The following is a 23348-nucleotide window of genomic DNA, read 5'->3' as shown; positions in this document are numbered from 1 at the left end:
ATTACTAAAATATAATTGATTAATTATCATTTTTATCCTCACCATATATCTTCTTTAGCTTTTCAATTTGCTGAGTTTTTTGTAAAGAGTCTTCTTTTCTTTCTTTTTTTATAACTTCCGGAGCATAAGAACCTGTTTGATTCTGTTTTGCAAGTTGGGACAACAAATAAAACGAGAAAATTAAATTCATAATTATCAAAATTATAATTGCATAAACTACTTGTTTATTTCTTTTATTTTTTTCATTTGAAAAATAATCAAATTTTCTAACAATAAATTTGAATTGATTTTTACTATAAAGTAAAAAATAATCAATTAGAGTCAATGTTATAACAATCAAGATCCATATTTCATTTGATAATATACCAGAATCTGTTTTAAAGATAATATTATAATAATTTGTGAGAGATACTATAATTAATATTTCAAGAATAATGATATATAAACTTGCTATAAAATCATAAGGAAAAATTGTGGCTGACTTCTTTCCTCTACTGTATAATGTATAAAACATAAAATAATACCCGTTTTTTATTCTTTCCATAAACTAAAATTTTAACGCTGAATTACTAAAAAATGGATGTCCAGTCATTCGCTGTTCATATGCTTCAGTCTCAGCTGCAGTTTCTGAAGCTCCAATCCAACCTCCTGGATAAAAAGCATCAACTCCAAAATATAAAGCGCTAATTATTGCACCATAAGTTCCACCTTCTGTTCCTATTAGACCCATTACAGTATTTAATAGTGCTTTACTTGGATGTACTGCATTAGGTGATGTTTTATCAATTTCATAAATTTGCATACCTTTAAGATCCATTACTACATCAAGACCAAACGAGAATTTACCAATACTTCTTGCCACAGGCGCCGCTTTAATAAAAGTTCTGCCATTGCCATAATAATTTCTGCCAAAAAAGCTAATAGGAGCATTGGGTCTGGCTGTACCAATATAAAATCTGTTTGCAAAACTACTAACGCCAGAGCCTGCTGCTGATACAAACCAATTTGCCTTGCCGCCTGTATCATACCAGTTATTCATATCTGACCCAAATTTTGCTCTATGAAAAGTCACTCCTCCAGAATTTCCTGTTAACATATTATCTCCATCATAGTACATGCTATTTTTAGCATCATCCATGGTAGACCACATGGCAAACCCTTTATTAAAAGAAAGACCGTCTATGGTTCCTCCATTCGCAAAATAGTTATACATGGATCCCGCGGCATTTCCAGTAAAGGAGTAGCCGCCACCGCCGCCATCATTCGGGCTTATTCCTAAAAACGAGTTACGCATCTGTCTTGAAGAGGTAAACCGAGGCGTATATCCCGAGGTGTCAATAGAGCCGTCAGAATTAAACCATCTTCCGTCTACATCCGCATACGAGACCGGATTTCCTGCAACATAGGCGTAGGTACTGGTGGAGAGGTACATTTCCGCCAGCTGATCGATCCCGTTCCATCGTCCCAGATCAGGCATATACTGGCGCCAGCCGTAATCATAAAAACCCGTCTCCTGAAGCTCTTTTCCGTTGTTGTTAAAAGACGAGAGACTTTGCGCAGCGGGATTAGATATTAAGATTTACAATAGAATCAGCAATTTTTTTTACAGAGTAGGGTTCGTGTATAAGTTCATAAACTTCTCCTTTTTTATTTAAAGCTAAATAATTCCCATCACCTAAATTCTTTATCGTATAAAAATCCCCTTCAGGAATTTCAATTTTAAAAGTATCTTCTAAATCAAACTGTAATAAATATTCTTTATTTTCGTTTCCGATATCCGTGACATTAGAAATAATTCCTATTAGTATCTTAATTAAATGAAAATTAAGGTATTGTGTAAATACCCTAATTCATAAGGCTCTATAAAATAGTGTTGAATTTATTTACTTTAAATATGAAAAAAGCAACTGATTATTTCCCTTTTTTATCCTCGCCGTATATCTTCTTTAATTTTTCAATTTGCTGAGCCTTCTGTAAAGAATCTTCTCTTCTCTCTTTTTTTACAACTTCCGGAGCATAAGGTCCAACTTGATTCGTTTTAGCTTGAGAAAATAATAAATAATATGAAAATATTAAATTACTTATTATCATTAAAATAATTCCTAACACTATCCAACCACCAATTACATTTTTTTTGCTTGGTAGTTCATCAAAAGTACTTATTATTCGTCTCCATCTGTCATTGTGATTAAATACAAAATAATTAAATAGAGCTACAGGAATAACCAATATTAATACATATCTATTATCAAAATTTATATCTATAGTGTATCCGAAAATCACTTTACAATATATAAATAATGAAATAATGATAAAGTATATAATTCCATCCATTGATAAACTTGCTTTCCAATCACTCCAAAATCTTCCACCTCCCAATTCTGATATATATTCTACCCATTTATACATTTTATAAAAAAAATAGTCATAAATTTTGTTTATTTTTCTCATAATTTTAAAATTTTAATGCTGAATTACTGAAAAATGGATGACCCGTCATTTGTTGCTCATATTTTTCAGTTCTATCGGCTGTTTATGATGCTCACAATCAAATCTATTTTGTTATAAATTCACGACAACAGAGATAATTTCTATTAATATGTTCCAAAATTAATTTTATGTAAATAAAATGTCGAAAAGAAAAAACTTACCGTTATACATAAAATTATTATCCATACAATAATTCCCCCAATTTTATTTTTTCTTTTAGACCATTTATCAAATTCACCTTTATATTTTTTCCAAACATGGTCATAATAATCAAATAATACATAATTTGAGATTATAATAGCTAAACCCATTATATATATAAATAAATTGGAGTTTGATTTTGAATCAGTCACTTTAACTATTTCGTAACAATTTTGAATTGTGAAAATAACCCAAAGCTCCAGAGCGATCAAAGCCAGGCTGGCTCTAAACTTACTATAGAAATTTTCAAAAGGCGACGATGTCCACAACATTATTTTGTATAAATTATAGAAAAAGTAATAATAAGCTCTTTTCATATTTAAAATTTTTGAGATGTACTGGATATATAATATCCTGTGACCATTGAATATCATTCGTCATCATGATTAAACCAAAATTAGGGTATTGTATGAATATCCTAATTTTTTGAGTTTTATAAAATGTGGTTTTTTAAGTACAAAAAATATAATTGATTACTTATCTTTTTTATCCTCGCCGTATATCTTCTTTAATTTTTCAATTTGCTGAGCCTTTTGTAAAGAATCTTTTTTTACAAATTCCGGAGCATAAGGTCCTGTTTGATTATGTTTTGCTCGTTGAAATAATAAATAAAATGAAAATATCATATTAATGATTATAAATATTATAGTACACCAAGTAATAATACCATATGTATTATTCTTTTTTTTAGATAATTTATCAAAATCATTATTATATTTTTTCCAGATATCAGTATTAATAAAAGCAAAGTAATGGATTAAAAAAAGCAATATAAGTGGAATTAAAACATAAGGATCTCGAATATTTAGGTTTCCAGTCGTTTTTCCCGTAATCAATAAAAAATAATTTACTATAGATATTATTAGCCATATTTCTAAAGCTGCGATTGAAGTACTTGCTTTAAAATCACTCCACCAAGGTGTCGAACTATTTTCATAATGATTATAGAGTTTATAAAACAAATAATAATAACCTTTTTTTATTCTTTCCATAGACTAAAATTTTAATGCTGAATTACTAAAAAATGGATGTCCAGTCATTTGTTGCTCATATTTTTCAGTTCTATCGGCTGTTTGTGATGCTCCAACCCATCCTCCTGGATAAAATGCATCAATTCCAAAATATAAAGCGCTGATAATTGATCCGGGTATTCCTCCTTCATAACCAATTATTCCCATTACGGTATTTAATCCTGCTTTTCCAGGATGAACAGAATTTTGGGAACTAGGATTATCCAAATAATTTAAAGTACCTATTGTATCCATACCCACCCCTACAACAAACGAAAACTTTCCAATACTTCTTGCCACAGGCGCCGCTTTAATAAAAGTTCTGCCATTGCCATAATAATTTCTGCCAAAAAAGCTAATAGGAGCATTGGGTCTGGCTGTACCAATATAAAATCTGTTTGCAAAACTACTAACGCCAGAGCCTGCTGCTGATACAAACCAGTTTGCCTTGCTGCCTGTATCATACCAGTTATTCATAACCGACCCAAATTTTGCTCTATGAAAAGTCATTCCTCCAGAATTTCCTGTTAACATATTGTCTCCGTCATAATACATATTACTTTTAGCATCATCCATGGTAGACCACATGGCATATCCTTTATTAAAAGAAAGACCATCTACGCTACCTCCATTGTCAAAATAATTAAACATCGATCCCGGCTGAATTTCCGCTGAAGGAATATCCGCCGCCACCGCCGCCCTCTCCGGGGTTTATCCCCAAGAATGAATTATGCATCTGCCTACCGGAAGTAAAATAAGGCGTTCTTCCAGAGATATCAATGGTTCTATCCTGATTAAACCAAAACCAGAACATTGCGCTAACGCCATGATTTCTATTGTTTTAAAAATTATTGTCTTGTAATTACTAAAATATAATTGATTACTTATCATTTTTATCCTCACCATATATCTTCTTTAGCTTTTCAATTTGCTGAGTTTTCTGTAAAGAGTCTTCTTTTCTTTCTTTTTTTACAACTTCCGGAGCATAAGGTCCTGTTTGATTTTGTTTTGCCTGTTGAGATAATAAATAAAATGAAAATATAAGATTACTTATTATTAGTAATACGATGATAAATACTTTCCATCCGCCAATGATATTCTTTTTTTTAGGTAAATGATCAAATTTTTGTATTATATACTTCCATCGGTCATTGTGATTAAAAACAAAATAATTAAATAAGAATATGGGAATTACTAGAATATACACATTTTTATTATAAGTAATCATATAAATATAATGTCCAAAAAATAGCTTATAATAAATGAATATGGACATTATAATAAAATATAGTAACATATCCATTGATAAGCTTGCTTTCCAATCATTCCAAAATCTTCCACCTCCCAATTCTGATGTATATTCTACCCATTTATACATTTTATAAAAAAAATAGTCATAAATTTTGTTTATTTTTCTCATAATTTTAAAATTTTAATGCTGAATTACTGAAAAATGGATGACCCGTCATTTGTTGCTCATAAGCTTCCGTTCTTGCGGCAGTCTCAGAAGCTCCAATCCATCCTCTAGGATAGAAAGCGTCTACTCCAAAATATAATGTACTAATTACTGCCCCATATGCTCCTCCTTTATAACCTATTATTCCCATAACCGTATTTATTCCTGCTTTTCCTGGATGAACAGCATTAGGAGAATTCGGATCTTCTGCATAATTCATGACTCCTTTAGCATCCATAATGAGGCCTCCCCAAAAAGAAATTTTACCTATTGCACCAGCTACAGGCGCCGCTTTAATAAAAGTTCTTCCATTACCATAATAATTTCTGCCAAAAAAGCTAATGGGAGCATTGGGTCTTGCTGTACCAATATAAAATCTATCTGCAAAAGTACCAATGCCGGAGCCCGCTGCTGATACAAACCAGTTTGCTTTGCTGCCTATATCATACCAGTTATTCATAACCGACCCAAATTTTGCTCTATGAAAAGTCATTCCTCCAGAATTTCCTGTTAACATATTGTCTCCGTCATAATACATATTACTTTTAGCATCATCCATGGTAGACCACATGGCATATCCTTTATTAAAAGAAAGACCATCTACGCTACCTCCATTGTCAAAATAATTAAACATCGATCCCGGCTGAATCTATGTACATTTTATCATACTTATTAGATCAAAATTAAGGTATTATTGATTACCTAATATATTGTTTCTCTAAGTATTAAAAATATAATTCATTATTTACCATCTTTATCCTCTTCGCATGATTCTGTTAAATAAGACTAAAACTCTTATCGCAGAATTATCATTTTTCGATTCTTATTTTCCCTGTAAATAATAAATACAAATATTTTTTCATTGACAAGGTGTTTTTGATATTGGTTAAAGGTATTTTTTTTATTATTTCATCTATATTACTGTAGTATAATCCCATGATTTTAAATCGGGTGATTCTTTGATGATTTATAAGGTAAAATACACTATAGCTACCTGAAAAACCGGTCTCTGTTGTTTGGAATATTCCTATATATTCTGAATAATATAAATCTTTACCAAAGGGTCTTAGAATTGAAAAAAAGCGTATTTTCTCTTTCTGTACTACAATATATTTAATATCATTTAGATGTTTTATAGCGAATATAATGAGTGTAATAAAGAAAGTGAGAAATATATAATCATTTGTACTAACACCTTTTATATACATTTTATTTAAAATTTTAATTGTAAAAATTAATAAAACAATAAAACCAAATAATACCAATAAAACATTAAGGAAACGCGATGTATTAAATTTGCTTTTCATGATCCTATTTTTTTAATAAAGTCCATCATATAGTTCAAGTTTACCATATTCATTTGCAACTGATTTGTCAATAACATCAGACAGTGTATTAAAACCATTACCGTTTAAATAATTGACTGCCCCCTGTTCCCATATCGGCAACAAACCAAGCGCCTGCAACTATTGACCCAATTCCTGTTCTTGAAATACCTAGCATAAAGGCATTAATTGCATGTGATGGTTTTACTTCCCCCGACATTGCAATATCTGCGGCTAAAAGTACTCCTCTGGCTTTCGTTAATTTATTTCCTAACCGTTTTGCGGGCTCATAAGCTCTTACCTGTTGCCCTCTCCAATATTTGGCTCCTGGGTTACGCCATCTATCTTGCCACACAAAAGACGTTCCTTTAGTTTTAGTAACGTGCCAAATCTCATTGTGCCTAAATGCACCAGTTCCAGGGATATTGGCAGTAGCACCAGCTCCAATTAACGTATTTGCTAGCCATGAGATGTTTGACATAGTTTGACTAAAATCGCTACTAAATTTTGCTCTATGAAAGCTAATACCTCCCGTATCTCCCGATAACATCTGATCTCCGTCATAATACATATTGCTTTTAGCATCATCCATGGTAGACCATATGGCATATCCTTTATTAAAAGAAAGACCATCTACGCTTCCTCCATTGGCAAAATAATTAAACATCGATCCCGGCTGAATCTATGTACATTTTATCATACTGATTAGATCAAAATTAAGGTATTATTGATTACCTAATATATTGTTTTCTCTAAGTATTAAAAATATAATTAATTATTTACCATCTTTATCCTCTTCGCATGATTCTGTTAAATAAGACTAAAACTCTTATCGCAGAATTATCATTTTTCGATTCTTATTTTCCCTGTAAATAATAAATACAAATATTTTTTCATCGACAAGGTATTTTTAATCTAGGTTAAAGGTATTTTTTTTACTATGTCATCTATATTACTATAATACAATCCCATGATTTTAAATCGGGTGATTCTTTGATGGTTTATAAGATAAAATACACTATAGCTATCTGAAAAATCGGTCTCTGTTGTTTGAAATATTCCTATATATTCTGAATAATATAAATCTTGACCAATTTTCATCTTTACTATTTTAATATACCATAAAATTTTTGATATAAATAATGTATTGATAAAAGAAAATTCACGGTTATAAATAAAATGATTCCCCATACAATAATTCCTCCTAAAGTATTTTTTTTCTTCGGTAATTTATCAAACTCAGTTTTGTATTTTTCCCATACATAATTATAATAATCAATTGATATATAATTTGAAATTATAATAAGAGCTGTTATTACGTACAGTAGTAAATTAGAACTCAGCTTTGGGTTACTATTATTCACAATGTGATAATAATTTCGAATTGTGAAAATAACCCAAAGCTCCAGAGCGATCAAAGCCAGGCTGGCTCTAAACTTACTATAGAAATTTTCAAAAGGCGACGATGTCCACAACATTATTTTGTATAACTTATAGAAAAAGTAATAATAAGCTTTTTTCATAATTTAAAATTTTTGAGATCCATAAGGATATATTGCCGAATATCCTTTCATCATGATTAAATCAAAATTAGGGCATTGTGTAAATGCCCTAATTCATAAGGCTTTATAAAATGGTGCTGAATTTATTTACTTTAAATATGAAAAAAGCAGCTGATTATTTCCCATTTTTATACTCTCCATCCATTTTCTTTAGCTTTTCGATGTTGGAATGACTAAAAATAATCTGCTTTTTACTACACATAATATTATGGGTACTTGCTCCAATCGATCAGGCTCATTAGGTAAAATGAATAGATCAGATTACCTATGATGAAGACAATAATGATAAACACAATCCACCCTCCAATGATATTCTTTTTTTTAGGTAATTGATCAAAAGAAATAATAATATTTTTCCACTTATTTTGATGATGAAAAACGAAATAATTAAGCAAAAAAACAGGAATAACAATTATTAATACATCAATGTTACTTTCGCTTAGATGAATGTACCTGTCAAAAAAAATAGTGTAATAAATGAATAATGTACAAATTATAGAATAAATGAGAGCATCTACTACCAAAGAGGCTTTCCAATCAATCAAAAAACTTCCCCCAATTTCATTTGAAGTAAACTCGATGGATTTGTATATTTTGTAGTAAAAATAGTGATATGCTTTTTTTATCATGACATTAATTTTTATGCTCCATTCGGTGCCATTGTTCCCCAATCAATATTATAATTTCCTTTTTGCTCTGCCGACTCTATGTCATTCATTACACCATCCCATCCTGTACCATTTCCATAAAATGCATCTACTCCAAAATAAAAAAGACTGTAAATAGCTCCCGCGGTGCCTCCCCAAGTGCCCAATGCCCCCATGGAACCATTAATTACTGCTTTTCCTGGAAAAACTTTATTAGGTGAATTTGGATTACGATAATAATTTATCACTCCTCTAAAATCCATCGCTAATCCAAGACCAAACGAAAATTTCCCTATAACCCCTGCCATAGGTGCCGATTTAATAAAGGTTCTGCCATTACCATAATAATTTCTGCCAAAAAAGCTAATGGGAGCATTGGGTCTGGCTGTACCAATATAAAATCTGTTTGCAAAAGCACCGACACCGGAGCCAGCTGCTGATACAAACCAATTTGCCTTGCCGCCTGTATTATACCAATTATTCATATAAGAATTAAAATGATTCTGCAGCGAATTTCCCCACCCCGCTTTTTTTGTTACGGTTACTCCTGGAATATCTATAATGGACTCTCCAATTCCTCCATTATAAAATCCGCTATTAAGGCTCGTATAGCTTCCGTCATATCCTAATCCTATCCCTTCAGAGCTGCTAAATCCGGTACCTGTATTATACCAATCTCCTCCTAAATTAAAAGCCCTGTCAATCAGTGCCTGTGAGCTATGGTTATATATACCACTGCCGCTGCCATCATTCGGGCTTATTCCTAAAAACGAGTTACGCATCTGTCTTGAAGAGGTAAACCGAGGCGTATATCCCGAGGTGTCAATAGAGCCGTCAGAATTAAACCATCTTCCGTCTACATCCGCATACGAAACAGGATTTCCCGCAACATAGCCATAGGTACTGGTGGAGAGGTACATTTCAGCCAGCTGATCGATTCCGTTCCATCTTCCCAGATCCGGTATATACTGTCGCCAGCCGTAGTCATAAAACCCCGTCTCCTGAAGCTCCTTCCCATTGTATTTATAGGAATGCAGACCTCCAAAACTTGAAGCATTAGCCCCTCCAATATGGTTTAATCCTAAAGGATAATAATTATTGGTATTTCTGATCTGAGCAATTCCCTGGTCATTTTTTGCAAAGCTTACCCTCACATTTCCCAAATGATCTCTGTAATTGTAAATATAACGGTTTTCTATAAAACTGTAAAATCCTTCTGAAGTACCTACAAAATCTAAAACCCAAACAGGGGCTATAGGTCCTATTGGTCTTTCACTTGGCGTATATGCCTGCTGTTCAAAGGCAACCTCGGTTTTACATGTCGGGCAACCTCTTCCTCCGGTGAAGTTCTCATATTGAAAACCATCTAGATAATCTACGGTTACCGTAGTTTGGGACGAGCCTCTGCCTCCGGAGGTCGTATTGGTTTTTCTAAGCTTTGTACCGTCTGCCCTGTACAAATAATTAATTGTTGTATTACGAGCCAGACCAATAGATTGGGGTTGTACTATGGCGAGCCCGTTTGCCAAATTGAGATAGTTATAATCAATTCTTCGGATTCCTTTGTCCAGCATATCCTTCATATTTCCATTAAGATCATAGGAAATGGTATTGTTTCCGCCTTCGTAGCCGGCATTATTTGAAGAGTTTTCAGTGATCTTGTCCAATCGGTTTCCTGTGTATTCATATACCAGATCATCAGCCAGAGTTGCCGTATTTCCGTTAACAGGAAAAGCCCTTCTTTTGAGTGTCTTTATATTTCCGTTGAGATCATAGTTTATCATTTCATCAAAATGCCTTTTATAAGGAGTGGTAGAATAAGGCTCTGTATATAGGGCATGCTGCAGCCTTTTCAATCCATCATAAATATAGATATATCTTTTCATGACATCCTCGTTTGCATTTCTCCAGTCTACTTCTGATATTAATCCATTGTGCTTGCTTGTTCCCATATGGCTGTATCCTGGATCTTCATATTTTAGCTCATATCCGAATAGCTTGCCGTTCAGATTCTTAGGATCATTGATTTTTGTTAGTCTCCCCTGAATATTATAGGCATAATCAATGCTCTGAAGCGGGGATGCCGCATTCGTTCCGCCTACTTTTTTGGTCTTGAGCTGGGACAGTTCGTTGTATTCGTTCTGCGTTAAAATCTCCACGGGATTGCTGTCTATCTGATGCTTATGAACGAGCATTCTGTTTTTACTGTCATATTCATAATATTGAGTGATCACCTTTTCGGGATCCGAATTCAGCCTTTTATGGTAAACTTTGCTTTTCTGAATCAGCCCGGTAAAATCAAGATCGATTTCGGTTTTGCTGTATCCTCCAAGATGATTGATAGCGTGGGTTCCGATCACTCTTCCTTTGGTATCGTAATAGGAATAGCTCTTGGTCCAGTTGTCATTTTCGATATTTTTTACCAAACTCATTACCGGAAGGCTCTTGGTACTGATTGCTTGAGCCGTGGAGTTATCCGATAGTACCGTTTTTCCCATAATAGAAGAAGGGAAAGGTGGGTTAAAACCATATGAAGGATAAGTATCGTAATAATTGACTGTTAATACTTTTTCCAGAACGTGAAAATAATTATTCGTATAAAATATCTGCATTCCATCTTGAGTAAAGCCATCGCTCTGTCTGCTTTCAACAATCACATGATCATTTGCCTGGGCTTGCATACCAGATCGCTCACCTCCCGAAAGCATTGCGGTATATACCACTCTTCCGAACTGATCATACTTGGTCATCAACCATTTGCTTTGAGACTTCATGACCGCATCCTGGGTCATCACAAGCCGATCAGCCTTATCATACACCATGTACTCCCAGCCTTTTCCGGGCAGTTTTTTCTCTACGGGCCTGTTTTTGCTATCATAGTTATACTGATAGCAAAGCGTCTCAACCGCCGTGGCATTCAGTGCTGAGGCAGAAGCCAGTGGCGGAATTACATACACCTGCTGCTTATAATCATTGTACAGATAATACGTGTCGGCATTTTCGGAGGCACTGATCACTTTTCTGATCAGAACCGTCTGTCCCGAGCCATCCTTAAATTCTACCACGGTATTTCCGTCTTCATCGGTTACCGTATTTTTAACCAACTGACCTTTTGCATATTCCGTTGCGGTATACTGAAGCGTATTTTTATATATTTTTTCGGCAGAATTCCAAGTGGTCACCATCCCGTATTTTTTCACACGGTCGGCTGCCGTGTTCAGATCGTAACCAAACGTCGTGGATTTGGTATTCCAGGCATTCCCGATCTGCTTTTGGCTGAGTACCCTTTCCAAAGGAGATTTTTCCAGTATTTTTTCCGTAAAGATCTTTTCGCCTCCGTAGATATTCGTCACATCTGCAATCGGATAAGCCACCATTCCCGAAGCTTGGGGATAAATATTTCCGTTGGCGCTCGAACTTTGAGGAACGGGAAGGTAATTTCTGGTCTGTCTTCCCAATTCATCATACACCATTGGGGTGACGATATCTTTCCCCTGCGGGGTAGCTTTTACATCTACCAACTGCTTGGGTCTCCCCAAGAGATCAAAGTATTGTACCCGCTCTATTTTTTTGGTACAGTCCTCGTTAAGACAGGTGGTGCTCGAGATATAATTTTCTGAGCTTGTTTGCGCATGCGACAATCCTGCAACAAACATGAAACTGAATAATGAGAGTATTTTTTTCATCTTTATTTTTTTTTATTAAAAGCCGGAGTTGGCTTATGGTAGATAGAAGATGGAGATGGTATCAAATGATTTCCAACATGAATCCCTAATCTCTGTTCGCTGCTGCCTCCGTACAATCACTGCTTATAATTGTATCCGTATTTTTTCAGTAGTTTTCCGTTTTCATCCTGCACGCGAAGCAGTCTTCCTGCAGTATCATATAGATAGATTTCCCGAATTCCCGAAGGAGGCGTCATGCTCTTCATCCCCACCAAAGCATCGTATACATACGTAGTGATCTGATAATTTTTAAGTTGGCCATTGTTTCTGAAAGTATCCAGGGACTGTTGAAAGCTCTTCTCGGTAGCATCATTGATATCAGCATTCGATTTATTGACAATATCGCTAACATAAGGAGCCACCTGACTGTAGGTTGCACCCTCAATCTTCGCAATAGGCTGGGTTTTATGATACCCCCAGATCACCGATACAGGAATTCCATCTTGGGTCGTGTATTGTTCCAGATTTCCCTTAGCATCATACTGATTGAAGGTTACAGACGAAGCCTTCATATTTTGAGAGTCAAAAGACAGGGCAGAGGAAGGAAGCCGATTTGCCGAATTTTCATATTTCGTTTCTGCTTTGACGATGGTTTTTCCCGCATCGGAAATATTTTTCTTAATCACAGAAGTGGTTTCCAAAGGAATACCCGTCATATTAGCATTAATCAATTTTTGATTATTCAAGTCTAAAGCGTATTTGTAGCTCGTTTCCTGAATGCTGCCGTCGAATGAAGTCACTCGTTCTAAATTCGGAAGATAATTGTTGGTATTGTTGAAGACTTCTTTTTTGGTCTCGGCAACACCTGAGCTAAAGTAGTTGCGGGAAGTGATTTTGCTTTCTTTGATCCAAGATGTTTTGGTAAGTGTTTGGTCTCTAAAAGAAATAGGAAAGGATTCTCCGCTTTCTTCCAACCGATAATCAAAAATATCTTCAGATACTTTTTGATTCGAAATATTATAGGTTTCTTTTTTAGAAAGTAATCCATCTTTGAGAATGAAATAATAAGGGCTTCCGTCATTGTTTATTTTCGGATCGGATGAAGACTCCAAATAAGAATGGTAATCTTTTGTGGTTTTAAAATAATAATCTGTATACCCTTCTGTTCCGGCCGAAACTCTGACATTTACATACACTAATAAAGGATTAGTATACTCTTTTCCATCATCAGATCGTTCCCCAATATAAACTGCGCTCGATTTAGTAGGATCATTGAAAAGGCCATACTGATATTCTTCAATCTTTGATGGAACTGAAGAATTGTTGATCGCCGATGCATCATAATACTTAACGCTCTTAACCACGCCACCAGCCCGTGTTGAAGATCTTAATTCTTGATGAATAACAGGGGGACCGGTAATTTTTTCTGCGGTAAAAGAAATCTCAGGGATATTGCCTCCAGGTGGCAGTGCACTTAATGCCACATAATAATCTCCGGGAGCAAAAACGATATGATGACGTTCAGCATAATTACTCGGATCTTCAAGCACCGCATTTCCTAAAGAGTAAGGTGTATACTGGTATGTATTTCCTACTTTTCGATAAAAAACAAGCGACCACAGGAAATTAGAAAGTGTACCGTTAGGTGTGCTAATAACCACTTCTTTTTCCTCCGTCAAGGTAAAAAAAGCTTTTCTTACATTATTCGCAAACTTATTAAATAAAACCTCACCTATTTTTTCTGAGGGAGCAGGTCCGGTTACATCCACATAATAATTTCCGTAAGGAGAAAATTCAAAATTATATTCTACAATACCTCCTGTAGGCAAATATACTTTATTTAGTAATGCTTTACCATATGAGCTCTCTCCACCCGGCACTGAAGGAGGATAGATAATAGCCAAATTAACAACCTCATATCCAAAACTCGTTTTTTGTATTGTATTTTCGTTCTTATCTATTTTACTGAAAGATTTAAGATGACCCTCTATTTCAAATGAGTGTTTTGATATAAACTGATTATTTTTATCTTTAAGAAGTACACTTTTAAGGTTGTATTTATCTTCTTTGTTATTAGGCAGAGCTTTCTCAGTATACTGTATATCAATTAATCCCCTGTCTTTGATCTCGATACTCGTGAGCTTATTGTATTCTGCTTCTGTCGCTGCCTGTCCCATTCCAATGGGATAGACCAAACTCCTGAAATAGTTATATTTAACCAATTGTTGACCATTCTCGTCTTCTATAGATGTCAAGAAAAAGGCACTTCTGTATTTAAGTTTTCTATACATCACCGGACCATTAATATACCCCCATGTCCAAGTCGTTGCTGTAGAAAAATTATACGTATCAAACTTATATTTAATTCCTTTGTCACTGATAATGGTAAAAGAATCCAATATTAATGTAGATAGATTGTTATTTCTATGATATTCGATTTTAGAACTGGTAGCAGTCAGATGAACAAGTCTGAAATTGTTCGCATTATTAGCAGTATCCCTTATAAATTTAAACTTACCGGACTCTCCCGGAATTTGATAATTATAAACATCATCAAAACCATTTTTAAAATAACCCGGTTTTGTTTTGTCGTCAAATGATTCATCCGGATCATTGTAGATCTCCCTTGATATTACGCCTTGCCCTAATAATGACCACCCGGAACCTAAATCTCCCAACCAGGTATCTTCCGTTACATTCCCTACATGATAATTCAGACTTAAATCTATACTCAATGATTTGTTATTCGTAGGTACATGAATTAAATTATATGAAATATTAGGTATTCCCGTTTGGATAGAAACAGGCATATTGGTATAATTTCCTAATGATGATATAGTGGGAACAGGTCTCTCAACACCTGTATTCTTACTTTGCCCATACATGATACCCTGTATTATAAAGCATATAAGCAGTAGTTGTATTTTTCTCATCTGTATTTATTTTTTAATCAATTTTGCATTCGCGGTTTTATTCTCATCCGTTTTTATGGTCACCAAATACGCTCCCTGGATAAGAGCCTGCGTATTGATCTTCGTCACTTTATTCTTCGTTTTCAGACCTTGTAACTGCCTTCCGCTCATATCAAATACATTAATTTCAGCCTCTTTGAAATCATATCCGATTTCTACATACGCATAATCAGCAACAGGATTCGGATAAATTTTAATATCCTGTCTTTCAATCATCTGATCGATTTGTTTGTCTCCCAGTTTCACAACTTTCCAGTTTTCAGAGCCCAATCCATTGTGGGCGCTGGTTCCAGCTAAGAGGATAGAGCCGTCTTTGTTCAGCTGAATATCGGATAGTCTTTCTTCCCGGCTGCCTGATTCCCCTTTCACGTATTTCCGGAATTCTTCATTTCCCTCCCCGTTAAGACAGAGCAGCCAGAACGTCTCTTCTCCAGTTTCCATTCTGCCTTCTGTCTGCGTGTAGCCTCCGATGATCACTTTTTTTGTTGTATTGTCCGAACCGTTTAAAACACTAAGTCCCATTGCCACATCGCGGTTACCAAATGAGTAAGACTTCTGAAAGACCTCCTCTCCTCTTTCGTTAACTGCCACAAGCCATATATCGGTACCCTCTTGAATGTCTACCGTCTTCGAACCGGAAATTTTTGACCGGCTTTCCCCACAGATTAAATATCCATAGGAGGTCAACGCCAACGTTCGAAGATGGTCATCCCCTGTCCCTCCATACGTTTTTTGCCATTCGGGATGCCCTTCTTTGGATAGTTTTATCAACTGAAAGTCGCCTTCGCCATAATGGGTAGCCGTTTTTAATGAGTGAATTGCCATTCTCCGGTCTCCTGATTCAGATTTCCGGGCTTCGTTCTGAAATCCGGATTCTCTCGAATATATCCCTAGCAATACACCTCCATCCCGGGTGGGAATCATTTTTTCAACAACATGATTTCCGCTGCCCTTCAGAACCGATCGTGATACTTCTTTCCCTTCTTTGTCGAGTTTTACCATCAGAATATCCCTCAATCCATATCCCTCTGAAGCCTGAGTGATATTTCCAGCGACCACAAAGCCAAGATCCGCCGTCTGCACAACTGCTCTGGCCTCTTCATTCGAACTTCCGCCAATGCTTTTCTGCCACAGTTCATCACCCTCCTCATTCAGGCGGATCAGCCAGATTTGGGAAGTTCCGCCGGAATCCTCTTTTTTATCCATTCCCTTACCGCTGAAAGAGGTTGCAGCCACCAAAAAACCACCTTCTCGGGTCGCTATTGTGGAAGCCACATAATCATGTCCGTTTCCGGAAAAAAATTTCTCCCATTTTTTTTCACCCTGAGGACTCAGTTTCATCAGGCGGATATCGTATCCCGAAGATGCCCGATTTTCCGTTTTCAGCTGACGATCAGGCTGAATAATGCTTCCCGAGATCAGGTACTGACCATCTATAGTTGTTGTAATCTGGCTTAGAAAATCCTGAGTCGAGGAGGTTATCTCTTTCTGCCAGAGAATTTCCTGAGCCGATACACCCAGAAATGCCGCTATTGTAAGGGCGCTCGCATAAAGTTTTTTCATTGATGTTTATGTTTTTAAAATTGATGTATGTTTTTTTATTCCTTTGTACTTTTACCCCAAAAGAGATAAAAGTTATAAATGCTTTATACTCAGGCTGAACAATCGATCACCAAACAGCCTCCTTCAACCATCAGAAGAAAATCATTGGTTTTCTTAAACCCACGTGTCATTCTATCCGCAAAGCAACAAGTTATCAGGATACAAATAATCCCAAACTCTTATTATTTTCGCAGTTAAAATTCCTGCCTGTTTTTTTCCATGCTCCACCCTGGTAAATATATTGTATTCGTAAAACACCACACAATAGATAGTAGTCAACTGATTAACAACGATATATAATTTAACCTTTTAAAGAAATAACATTAATCAAAACACAGTGAAAAGGAAATTTTTTAACGAAAATAAAATAATTCACTCCTGTGTTGAAAAATATGGTGTATTGTAAGAGCATCTTTACATTCTAAACACACGCTTATACCATTTTATCTTTGAAATTTCCTTTACATTATTCAACCCCTTCAGCATTATAACATCTTCGAATATGTATTACCTGATGCTACTGATATTTAACCCCTTCGGGGTTTATTAAGGTAAATTCAAAAAGATGACAGTATTAAACCTTTAAACAAAAAAAAATTTTAGCCACAAAAAAAGACTATTCTCTTGGAGGGCACTGAAAAAGTAAACTTCATTAAAAAAAATAAGCAAAACTTTAAAAGTTTTGGTTATTTTTTTATCTTCAATGTAAATTTCAATAGCAAAGCAAATGTTAATACAGCAAGAAAAACTTCCGTTGAGTGCCTATTCCGGTTTGTATGATTTAATTGTACCGAAGGAAAACCTTCTTAGAAAAATTAATGAGCTGATTGATTTTTCTTTCATCTATGATGAGCTTTTGAGCAAATACTGCTTAAACAATGGTCGCAATGCTGAAAGTCCGGTACGGATGTTTAAATACCTGCTTTTAAAAAGTATTTATACAGTTTCTGATGTAGATGTGGTAGAGCGTTCCCGGTATGATATGTCCTTTAAATATTTCTTGGATATGACTCCGGAAGAAGATGTAATCAATCCCAGTTCCCTTACAAAATTCAGAAAACTGCGTTTGAAAGATAGTGATCTTTTAAGCTTGCTCATTGGTAAAACCGTGAGTATTGCGATTGAAAAAGGCATCATCAAATCCAGATCCATCATTGTAGATGCCACTCACACCTTGTCGATGAGCAATCCTTTTTCAACGATAGAAGTATTGCGGGAGCGCTCAAAACTGCTTCGCAAGACCGTTTATCAGTTTGATGAAGAATTTAAAACTAAAATGCCCTCAAAAAATATTGAAAATGATTTAAACAAAGAATTGGATTATTGCAGAGAACTCGAAAAACGCATTGAAAACGAAGCTTCTATCAGGGAGATTCCTGCTGTAAAGGAGAAGCTGAATCTTTTGAAGGAAACAGTGAGAGACACCGGGGAGCAGATGGTTTTTTCAAAAGATGCCGACGCTAAAACGGGTCACAAATCGGCTGACAGTTCTTTTTTCGGATACAAAACGCACTTGGCGATGAGCGAAGAGCGGATTATTACGGCGGCCGTGGTAACTTCGGGAGAAAAAGGCGACGGCCCGGAACTGCCAAAATTACTGCAGATGAGCCAGGACAACGGGATGGAGGTAGATGCCATCATTGGTGACGCTGCTTACAGCGGAAAAGAAAATCTGAAAATTGCGGGCGAACAAAATATTAAAATAGTAGCCAGACTTAATCCTTCCATCACCCAGGGTTTTCGAAAAGATGAAGACCGTTTTGATTACAATAAAGATGCCGACCGTTTTGTGTGTCCTGCAGGGCATTTGGCGATTCGCAAAGCTCGTGGCGGGAAGAAACACGTAGGCGGAAATCAAGTGGATACCTATTATTTTGATATTGAAAAATGCAAGGTTTGCCCATTAAAAGAAGGATGTTATAAAGAAGGAGCAAAATCTAAAACTTATTCGGTTTCCATAAAATCAGACTTACATAAGGAGCAAATGATTTTTCAGGAAAGCGATTATTACAAAGAAAAATCGAAACACCGCTATAAAATCGAAGCCAAAAACAGCGAGCTTAAAAACGTACACGGCTACGACAGGGCGATTGCAAATGGTATTGAAAATATGCAAATGCAGGGTGCAATGGCTATTTTCACTGTCAATTTGAAGAGAATCCTGAAATTAATATAGAGAAATCGATCTATACTCCGTCTTTTATAAACATCGCAGGCGTGGCGCAATATCAATCCCGTTAAACCTCAAAAATTTGATACTGAAAAAAAGAAAAAAAGCTTATTACGAAGGTTTAATTTTCGTAATAAACTCTTAATTCTAAATCCAAATCAATTGGTAATTCTATATGAACGGGGTTTTTCAGTGCCCTCTTCTCTTGAACAGTCTTTTTCATTCATTCTTCCTGGCTTAAGCTTTCAAAAATTTCTTGGATCTTATCATCTCAATTCCATCAAAACACACATAATATTGATTTACCATTATTTAATTGTAAATCTTCAATACCAGACCCACTTCCTATACAAATGCCAGCTTATTTTTACTTTACCCTCCCCGGGTTCCGCTTTTTGCCGTTTCTGAGGGAATTTTGGTTTTTTCCCTTACTTTTGTCGGTACCGGTGGTTTTTCTTTTTCTGATTCTTCTTTTTCCTGCATGATGATTTGTTTTGGATCTGGATAAAATTACAATTTATTGATCACGTGACATTAAAACATTTTCAATATCCTGTAAAGTAAAATTCTTCGCTTTCAACAAAATTAAGTAGTGATACAACAGATCTGCCGCTTCATTTTTAAACAGATCATCATTATTATCCTTCGCTTCAATCACGACCTCTACGGCCTCCTCGCCTACTTTTTGAGCCACTTTATTAATTCCCTTTTGAAATAAAGAATATGTATAGGAGTTTTCAACCTGATCATCAATTCTCTGCGAAATTTTTTCTTCCAACTCATATACAAAACCTTTAGAGTCTTTTTCGCCAAAACAACTAAAACTTCCCGTATGACAGACGGTATTCGTAGGTTTTACTTTAATTAATATCGTATCCTGATCACAATCAACAGCAATACTTTTTACAGCTAAAAAATTTCCGGATTCCTCTCCTTTTGTCCATAATCTGTTTTTGGACCGACTGAAAAAAGTGACTATTTTTTCAGTCTGAGTTTTTTCGAAAGCTTCCTGATTCATATATCCCAGCATTAGAACCTGCAACGTTCTGCCATCCTGAATGACAACAGGAACCAATCCGTTACTTTTATCAAAATTAATTTTCATCGTATGTCAATTTTTTTAGTTTTCAATTCTTTCTTTAAATTTGATATATTAATTTCTTCAAAATGAAAAATGCTGGCTGCCAAACCACCTGTCGCCGAAGTGCAGGTAAAAACATCTTCGAAATCTTTAACATTTCCAGCACCTCCTGAGGCAATAACGGGAATATTGATATTTTCTGAAATAAGTTGAGTAATTCTCAAATCAAAGCCACTTTTTGTGCCATCTCCATCCATTGAAGTCAGAAGAATTTCACCAGCCCCCAATTCTTCTGCTTTTTGAGCCCAATCCAGTGTTTTAAGATCTGTTTTTTCTCTTCCTCCTTTAATGTGAACCCAGTCATCACCGTCTACACATTTCGTATCAATAGCCACCACAATGCACTGGCTGCCAAATTCTTTGGCAAGATTCGAAATAAGTTCAGGATTTTTTACCGCTGAAGAATTGACACTAATTTTGTCCGCTCCGGCATCAAGCAATTTACGGACATCCTCAACCGTCGAAATTCCCCCCCCCACCGTGAAAGGAATGCTTAACTCTTTTCCTATTTTTTGCACGAGATCAATGAAAGTTTTTCGCTCTTCAATCGTGGCCGTAATATCGAGAAATACCAATTCATCCGCACCATCAATTTCATATTTTTTTGCCAGTTCTATAGGATCTCCGGCATTTCTAAGCCCTTCAAAGTTAATCCCTTTTACCGTAGTTCCGTCTTTTATATCGAGACATGGAATAATTCTTTTTTTAAGCATTTTCAATAAAATTTTTAATTTCTTTCAGACTTATTTTTCCTTCATAAATTGCTTTTCCGATAATCGTTCCGGCACAACCAATTTCTTTCATTTGATACACATCTTCCATTCCTGAAATACCACCACTGGCGACCAGTTGAATATCCGTTTTATTTAAAATTTCTGTATACAATTCTGTTGAAGGTCCCTGTAACATTCCGTCTTTTGAAATATCAGTACAGATCACATTTTTTAACCCCTTTTGTTGATATTTAATAATAAAATCAATCACATCCAGATCACTTTCCTCCAACCATCCTGACGTTTTTATTTTTCTAGCATCACAATCGGCACCCAGAATAATTTTCTCAGTTCCATATTTTTGAATTAAACCAAAACAAAACTCAGGATCTTGAACCGCTATACTGCCCACAGTAATTTGCTTTGCCCCAGCACTAAAGGCTGTTTCAATATCTCCCTCAGTTTTCAGTCCGCCCCCAAAATCAATTTGTAAGGAAGTCTTATTCGCAATATTTTCCAATACCTTTTGATTCACAATATGCTTTGACTTTGCCCCGTCAAGATCCACCAAATGAAGATATTGTATCCCAAAACTTTCGAACTCTTTCGCGACTTCTACAGGATTTTCATTATAAATCTTCTTTGTATTATAATCACCTTTTGACAGACGTACACATTTTCCGTCAATAATGTCAATTGCAGGAATAATTTTCATTTTTTACAGCTTTAAAAAGTTATTTAATAGTTCACTTCCGATGCTTCCCGATTTTTCAGGGTGAAACTGCATGGCATAAAAATTATCTTTTTGCAGCGAAGCGCTGAAAGGTAAAATATAATCACAGACAGAGGTTGTATTTTCTGAAAGCTCACAATAAAAACTATGAACAAAATACAGATCGTCACTTTCTGAAATTCCCGAAAAAAGTGTTGATTTAAAATCAGAAATGGTATTCCACCCCATGTGAGGAACCAAATCCTGTGGTGGAAATTTTTTAACCTTAACATCAAAAATTCCCATTCCCGTTGTATTTCCTTCCTCATTATCTCCACACATCAACTGCATTCCGAGGCAAATCCCTAAAACGGGCTGCTTCAGAGTTGGAATTAACTCATCCAATCCTTTTTGCGTTAAAATTTTCATGGTCGACGAAGCTTCACCGACTCCCGGAAATATTACTTTATCCGCACCTTGGATCAGGTCAAAATCATCGGTAACTATTGATTTCACATTCAGTCTATCCAGCGCATTCTGTACAGAATTTACATTTCCTCCGTTGTATTTTATAATGGCAATCATATTATAAACTTCCTTTTGTGGAAGGTAAATTAAAATTAGTATCTGTTTGTTTTACAGCCATTTTTATTGCTTTTGCAAAGGCTTTAAAGATCGATTCTATTTTGTGGTGTTCATTTTCACCTTCAGATTTAATATTTACATTACATTTAGCAGAATCGGTGAAAGATTTAAAGAAGTGAAAGAACATTTCCGTAGGTACATCTCCAATTTTTTCTCTTTTAAAATCGGCATCCCAAACCAGCCAGGGTCTTCCTCCAAAATCCAGCGCTACCTGCGACAGGCAATCATCCATAGGAAGCAGGAAGCCATATCTTTCAATTCCTTTTTTCTTGCCTAAAGCTTTTACAACAGACTCCCCTAAGACAATTCCCGTATCTTCTATCGTGTGATGCTCATCAACCTGTAAATCGCCATTCACTTTAATTTTTAAATCTAAATTTCCGTGCTTTGAGATCTGTTCGAGCATGTGATCAAAAAAATATAAACCGGTGGAGATCTCAGAATCACCCTTTCCATCGAGATTAATCTCTATTTCAATATCGGTTTCATTTGTTTTTCTTGAAACTTTTGCCTTTCGTGGAATCAGTTTTAAATAAGAATAAATTTCACTCCAGCTTTCTGTTGTAAGATCGGCATCTTTATTCTGAATTTTATTAATAAAAATAGCTTTCGTTCCTAAATTTTTTGCCAGCTGAATATCCGTGATCCGGTCACCGATTACAAAAGAATTTTCGAGATCATAATCTCCATAGATGTATGAACCCAACATCCCCGTTCCAGGCTTTCTTGTAGGCAGATTTTCATGTTCAAAACTTTTATCGATCAGAATATCATTAAAAATAATCCCTTCATTCTGAAAAGCCTGAATCATTTTTTCCTGAGGTTTAATAAAATCCTGATACGGAAAACTCTCTGTTCCCAAACCATCCTGATTGGTAATCATCACCAGCTCAAAATCCAACTCTTTTGCAATTTTGGCTAAGTTTTGAAATACACCCGGATAAAATTCCAGCTTTTCCAAAGAATCGACCTGAAAATTAACAGGCGGCTCCAGGATCAAAGTGCCATCACGATCTATAAACAATACTTTTTTCATA

Annotated in this window: 21 protein-coding genes; 1 reads left to right on the top strand and 20 read right to left on the bottom strand. The window is 35.4% G+C overall.

Annotated features, from left to right (window positions below):
* Nucleotides 1-19: 19 nt before the first annotated feature.
* The 15 genes from VUJ46_RS02520 to VUJ46_RS02450 all read right to left on the bottom strand — a co-directional run bounded on the left by VUJ46_RS02520 (nt 20) and on the right by VUJ46_RS02450 (nt 16891).
* On the bottom strand, nt 20-544 hold the full coding sequence (locus VUJ46_RS02520; protein ID WP_326983440.1) for a hypothetical protein: 525 nt from the start codon (nt 542-544) through the stop codon (nt 20-22).
* 3 nt (nt 545-547) lie between these two features.
* Nucleotides 548-1573: an RHS repeat-associated core domain-containing protein gene (locus tag VUJ46_RS02515; RefSeq protein WP_326985067.1), complete on the bottom strand. Its 1026-nt coding sequence runs from the start codon at nt 1571-1573 to the stop codon at nt 548-550.
* Between the two features lie 338 nt (nt 1574-1911).
* Nucleotides 1912-2451, bottom strand: coding sequence for a hypothetical protein (locus VUJ46_RS02510; RefSeq protein ID WP_326983439.1), 540 nt, complete (start codon nt 2449-2451; stop codon nt 1912-1914).
* A 143-nt stretch (nt 2452-2594) separates the two neighbouring features.
* Nucleotides 2595-3008, bottom strand: a complete 414-nt coding sequence (locus tag VUJ46_RS02505; protein ID WP_326983438.1) for a hypothetical protein — start codon at nt 3006-3008, stop codon at nt 2595-2597.
* Between the two features lie 156 nt (nt 3009-3164).
* Nucleotides 3165-3683, bottom strand: a complete 519-nt coding sequence (locus VUJ46_RS02500; protein WP_326983437.1) for a hypothetical protein — start codon at nt 3681-3683, stop codon at nt 3165-3167.
* 3 nt (nt 3684-3686) lie between these two features.
* On the bottom strand, nt 3687-4394 hold the full coding sequence (locus VUJ46_RS02495; protein WP_326983436.1) for a hypothetical protein: 708 nt from the start codon (nt 4392-4394) through the stop codon (nt 3687-3689).
* Nucleotides 4345-4515 carry a hypothetical protein gene (locus VUJ46_RS02490; RefSeq protein WP_326983435.1) on the bottom strand — a complete coding sequence of 57 codons (171 nt, stop codon included), beginning with the start codon at nt 4513-4515 and terminating at the stop codon, nt 4345-4347. Before VUJ46_RS02490 ends, VUJ46_RS02495 begins: the two co-directional genes overlap by 50 nt.
* A 66-nt stretch (nt 4516-4581) precedes the next feature.
* The gene (locus VUJ46_RS02485) at nt 4582-5121 is read right to left on the bottom strand and encodes a hypothetical protein (RefSeq protein WP_326983434.1); all 540 of its coding nucleotides are present in this window, start codon (nt 5119-5121) and stop codon (nt 4582-4584) included.
* Between the two features lie 4 nt (nt 5122-5125).
* Nucleotides 5126-5791 carry a hypothetical protein gene (locus VUJ46_RS02480; protein WP_326983433.1) on the bottom strand — a complete coding sequence of 222 codons (666 nt, stop codon included), beginning with the start codon at nt 5789-5791 and terminating at the stop codon, nt 5126-5128.
* 175 nt (nt 5792-5966) lie between these two features.
* On the bottom strand, nt 5967-6464 hold the full coding sequence (locus VUJ46_RS02475; RefSeq protein ID WP_326983432.1) for a hypothetical protein: 498 nt from the start codon (nt 6462-6464) through the stop codon (nt 5967-5969).
* A 97-nt stretch (nt 6465-6561) separates the two neighbouring features.
* Nucleotides 6562-7149 (bottom strand): hypothetical protein, encoded by a 588-nt coding sequence (locus VUJ46_RS02470; RefSeq protein WP_326983431.1) that lies wholly within the window; start codon nt 7147-7149, stop codon nt 6562-6564.
* Nucleotides 7150-7588: 439 nt separating this feature from the next.
* Nucleotides 7589-8005, bottom strand: a complete 417-nt coding sequence (locus VUJ46_RS02465) for a hypothetical protein (protein ID WP_326983430.1) — start codon at nt 8003-8005, stop codon at nt 7589-7591.
* Between the two features lie 679 nt (nt 8006-8684).
* Nucleotides 8685-12377, bottom strand: a complete 3693-nt coding sequence (locus VUJ46_RS02460) for a DUF6443 domain-containing protein (RefSeq protein ID WP_326983429.1) — start codon at nt 12375-12377, stop codon at nt 8685-8687.
* 116 nt (nt 12378-12493) lie between these two features.
* Nucleotides 12494-15289 carry a hypothetical protein gene (locus tag VUJ46_RS02455; protein ID WP_326983428.1) on the bottom strand — a complete coding sequence of 932 codons (2796 nt, stop codon included), beginning with the start codon at nt 15287-15289 and terminating at the stop codon, nt 12494-12496.
* A 6-nt stretch (nt 15290-15295) separates the two neighbouring features.
* The gene (locus tag VUJ46_RS02450) at nt 15296-16891 is read right to left on the bottom strand and encodes a T9SS type A sorting domain-containing protein (protein WP_326983427.1); all 1596 of its coding nucleotides are present in this window, start codon (nt 16889-16891) and stop codon (nt 15296-15298) included.
* A gap of 766 nt (nt 16892-17657) precedes the next feature.
* Between VUJ46_RS02450 and VUJ46_RS02445 the strand changes: the two genes are divergently transcribed.
* Nucleotides 17658-19106 carry an IS1182 family transposase gene (locus VUJ46_RS02445; protein WP_326980898.1) on the top strand — a complete coding sequence of 483 codons (1449 nt, stop codon included), beginning with the start codon at nt 17658-17660 and terminating at the stop codon, nt 19104-19106.
* Between the two features lie 511 nt (nt 19107-19617).
* On the opposite strand, the gene hisIE is transcribed toward VUJ46_RS02445, so the two are convergent.
* The 5 genes from hisIE to hisB are packed head-to-tail and all read right to left on the bottom strand — an operon-like array spanning nt 19618 to nt 23347.
* The gene (hisIE, locus tag VUJ46_RS02440; protein ID WP_326983426.1) at nt 19618-20205 is read right to left on the bottom strand and encodes a bifunctional phosphoribosyl-AMP cyclohydrolase/phosphoribosyl-ATP diphosphatase HisIE; all 588 of its coding nucleotides are present in this window, start codon (nt 20203-20205) and stop codon (nt 19618-19620) included.
* The gene (gene hisF / locus VUJ46_RS02435; RefSeq protein ID WP_326983425.1) at nt 20202-20954 is read right to left on the bottom strand and encodes an imidazole glycerol phosphate synthase subunit HisF; all 753 of its coding nucleotides are present in this window, start codon (nt 20952-20954) and stop codon (nt 20202-20204) included. Before hisF ends, hisIE begins: the two co-directional genes overlap by 4 nt.
* Nucleotides 20947-21669 carry a 1-(5-phosphoribosyl)-5-[(5-phosphoribosylamino)methylideneamino]imidazole-4-carboxamide isomerase gene (hisA, locus tag VUJ46_RS02430; RefSeq protein WP_326983424.1) on the bottom strand — a complete coding sequence of 241 codons (723 nt, stop codon included), beginning with the start codon at nt 21667-21669 and terminating at the stop codon, nt 20947-20949. Before hisA ends, hisF begins: the two co-directional genes overlap by 8 nt.
* A 3-nt stretch (nt 21670-21672) precedes the next feature.
* Complete coding sequence (hisH, locus tag VUJ46_RS02425; protein WP_326983423.1) at nt 21673-22251, bottom strand: imidazole glycerol phosphate synthase subunit HisH; 579 nt, start codon at nt 22249-22251, stop codon at nt 21673-21675.
* 1 nt (nt 22252) lies between these two features.
* Nucleotides 22253-23347 carry a bifunctional histidinol-phosphatase/imidazoleglycerol-phosphate dehydratase HisB gene (gene hisB, locus VUJ46_RS02420; RefSeq protein ID WP_326983422.1) on the bottom strand — a complete coding sequence of 365 codons (1095 nt, stop codon included), beginning with the start codon at nt 23345-23347 and terminating at the stop codon, nt 22253-22255.
* Nucleotide 23348: the final 1 nt, after the last annotated feature.

This window comes from Chryseobacterium sp. MYb264, from assembly GCF_035974275.1.
Classification (GTDB): domain Bacteria; phylum Bacteroidota; class Bacteroidia; order Flavobacteriales; family Weeksellaceae; genus Chryseobacterium.
Note: the sequence above shows the minus strand (reverse complement) of the source record. Positions and strands in the feature narration are given on the sequence as shown.

Excerpts from the sequence above, each read along its gene's own strand:
- VUJ46_RS02500 (WP_326983437.1), bottom strand. The coding sequence starts at position 3,683 with ATGGAAAGAATAAAAAAAGGTTATTATTATTTGTTTTATAAACTCTAT.
- VUJ46_RS02480 (WP_326983433.1), bottom strand. The coding sequence starts at position 5,791 with ATGTTTAATTATTTTGACAATGGAGGTAGCGTAGATGGTCTTTCTTTT.
- hisH (WP_326983423.1), bottom strand. The coding sequence starts at position 22,251 with ATGATTGCCATTATAAAATACAACGGAGGAAATGTAAATTCTGTACAG.
- VUJ46_RS02445 (WP_326980898.1), top strand. The coding sequence starts at position 17,658 with ATGTTAATACAGCAAGAAAAACTTCCGTTGAGTGCCTATTCCGGTTTG.
- hisF (WP_326983425.1), bottom strand. The coding sequence starts at position 20,954 with ATGCTTAAAAAAAGAATTATTCCATGTCTCGATATAAAAGACGGAACT.
- VUJ46_RS02520 (WP_326983440.1), bottom strand. The coding sequence starts at position 544 with ATGGAAAGAATAAAAAACGGGTATTATTTTATGTTTTATACATTATAC.
- VUJ46_RS02460 (WP_326983429.1), bottom strand. The coding sequence starts at position 12,377 with ATGAAAAAAATACTCTCATTATTCAGTTTCATGTTTGTTGCAGGATTG.
- hisB (WP_326983422.1), bottom strand. The coding sequence starts at position 23,347 with ATGAAAAAAGTATTGTTTATAGATCGTGATGGCACTTTGATCCTGGAG.
- VUJ46_RS02455 (WP_326983428.1), bottom strand. The coding sequence starts at position 15,289 with ATGAGAAAAATACAACTACTGCTTATATGCTTTATAATACAGGGTATC.
- hisA (WP_326983424.1), bottom strand. The coding sequence starts at position 21,669 with ATGAAAATTATTCCTGCAATTGACATTATTGACGGAAAATGTGTACGT.
- VUJ46_RS02490 (WP_326983435.1), bottom strand. The coding sequence starts at position 4,515 with ATGTTCTGGTTTTGGTTTAATCAGGATAGAACCATTGATATCTCTGGA.
- VUJ46_RS02450 (WP_326983427.1), bottom strand. The coding sequence starts at position 16,891 with ATGAAAAAACTTTATGCGAGCGCCCTTACAATAGCGGCATTTCTGGGT.
- VUJ46_RS02510 (WP_326983439.1), bottom strand. The coding sequence starts at position 2,451 with ATGAGAAAAATAAACAAAATTTATGACTATTTTTTTTATAAAATGTAT.
- VUJ46_RS02475 (WP_326983432.1), bottom strand. The coding sequence starts at position 6,464 with ATGAAAAGCAAATTTAATACATCGCGTTTCCTTAATGTTTTATTGGTA.
- VUJ46_RS02505 (WP_326983438.1), bottom strand. The coding sequence starts at position 3,008 with ATGAAAAGAGCTTATTATTACTTTTTCTATAATTTATACAAAATAATG.
- hisIE (WP_326983426.1), bottom strand. The coding sequence starts at position 20,205 with ATGAAAATTAATTTTGATAAAAGTAACGGATTGGTTCCTGTTGTCATT.
- VUJ46_RS02465 (WP_326983430.1), bottom strand. The coding sequence starts at position 8,005 with ATGAAAAAAGCTTATTATTACTTTTTCTATAAGTTATACAAAATAATG.
- VUJ46_RS02485 (WP_326983434.1), bottom strand. The coding sequence starts at position 5,121 with ATGAGAAAAATAAACAAAATTTATGACTATTTTTTTTATAAAATGTAT.
- VUJ46_RS02470 (WP_326983431.1), bottom strand. The coding sequence starts at position 7,149 with ATGTTTAATTATTTTGCCAATGGAGGAAGCGTAGATGGTCTTTCTTTT.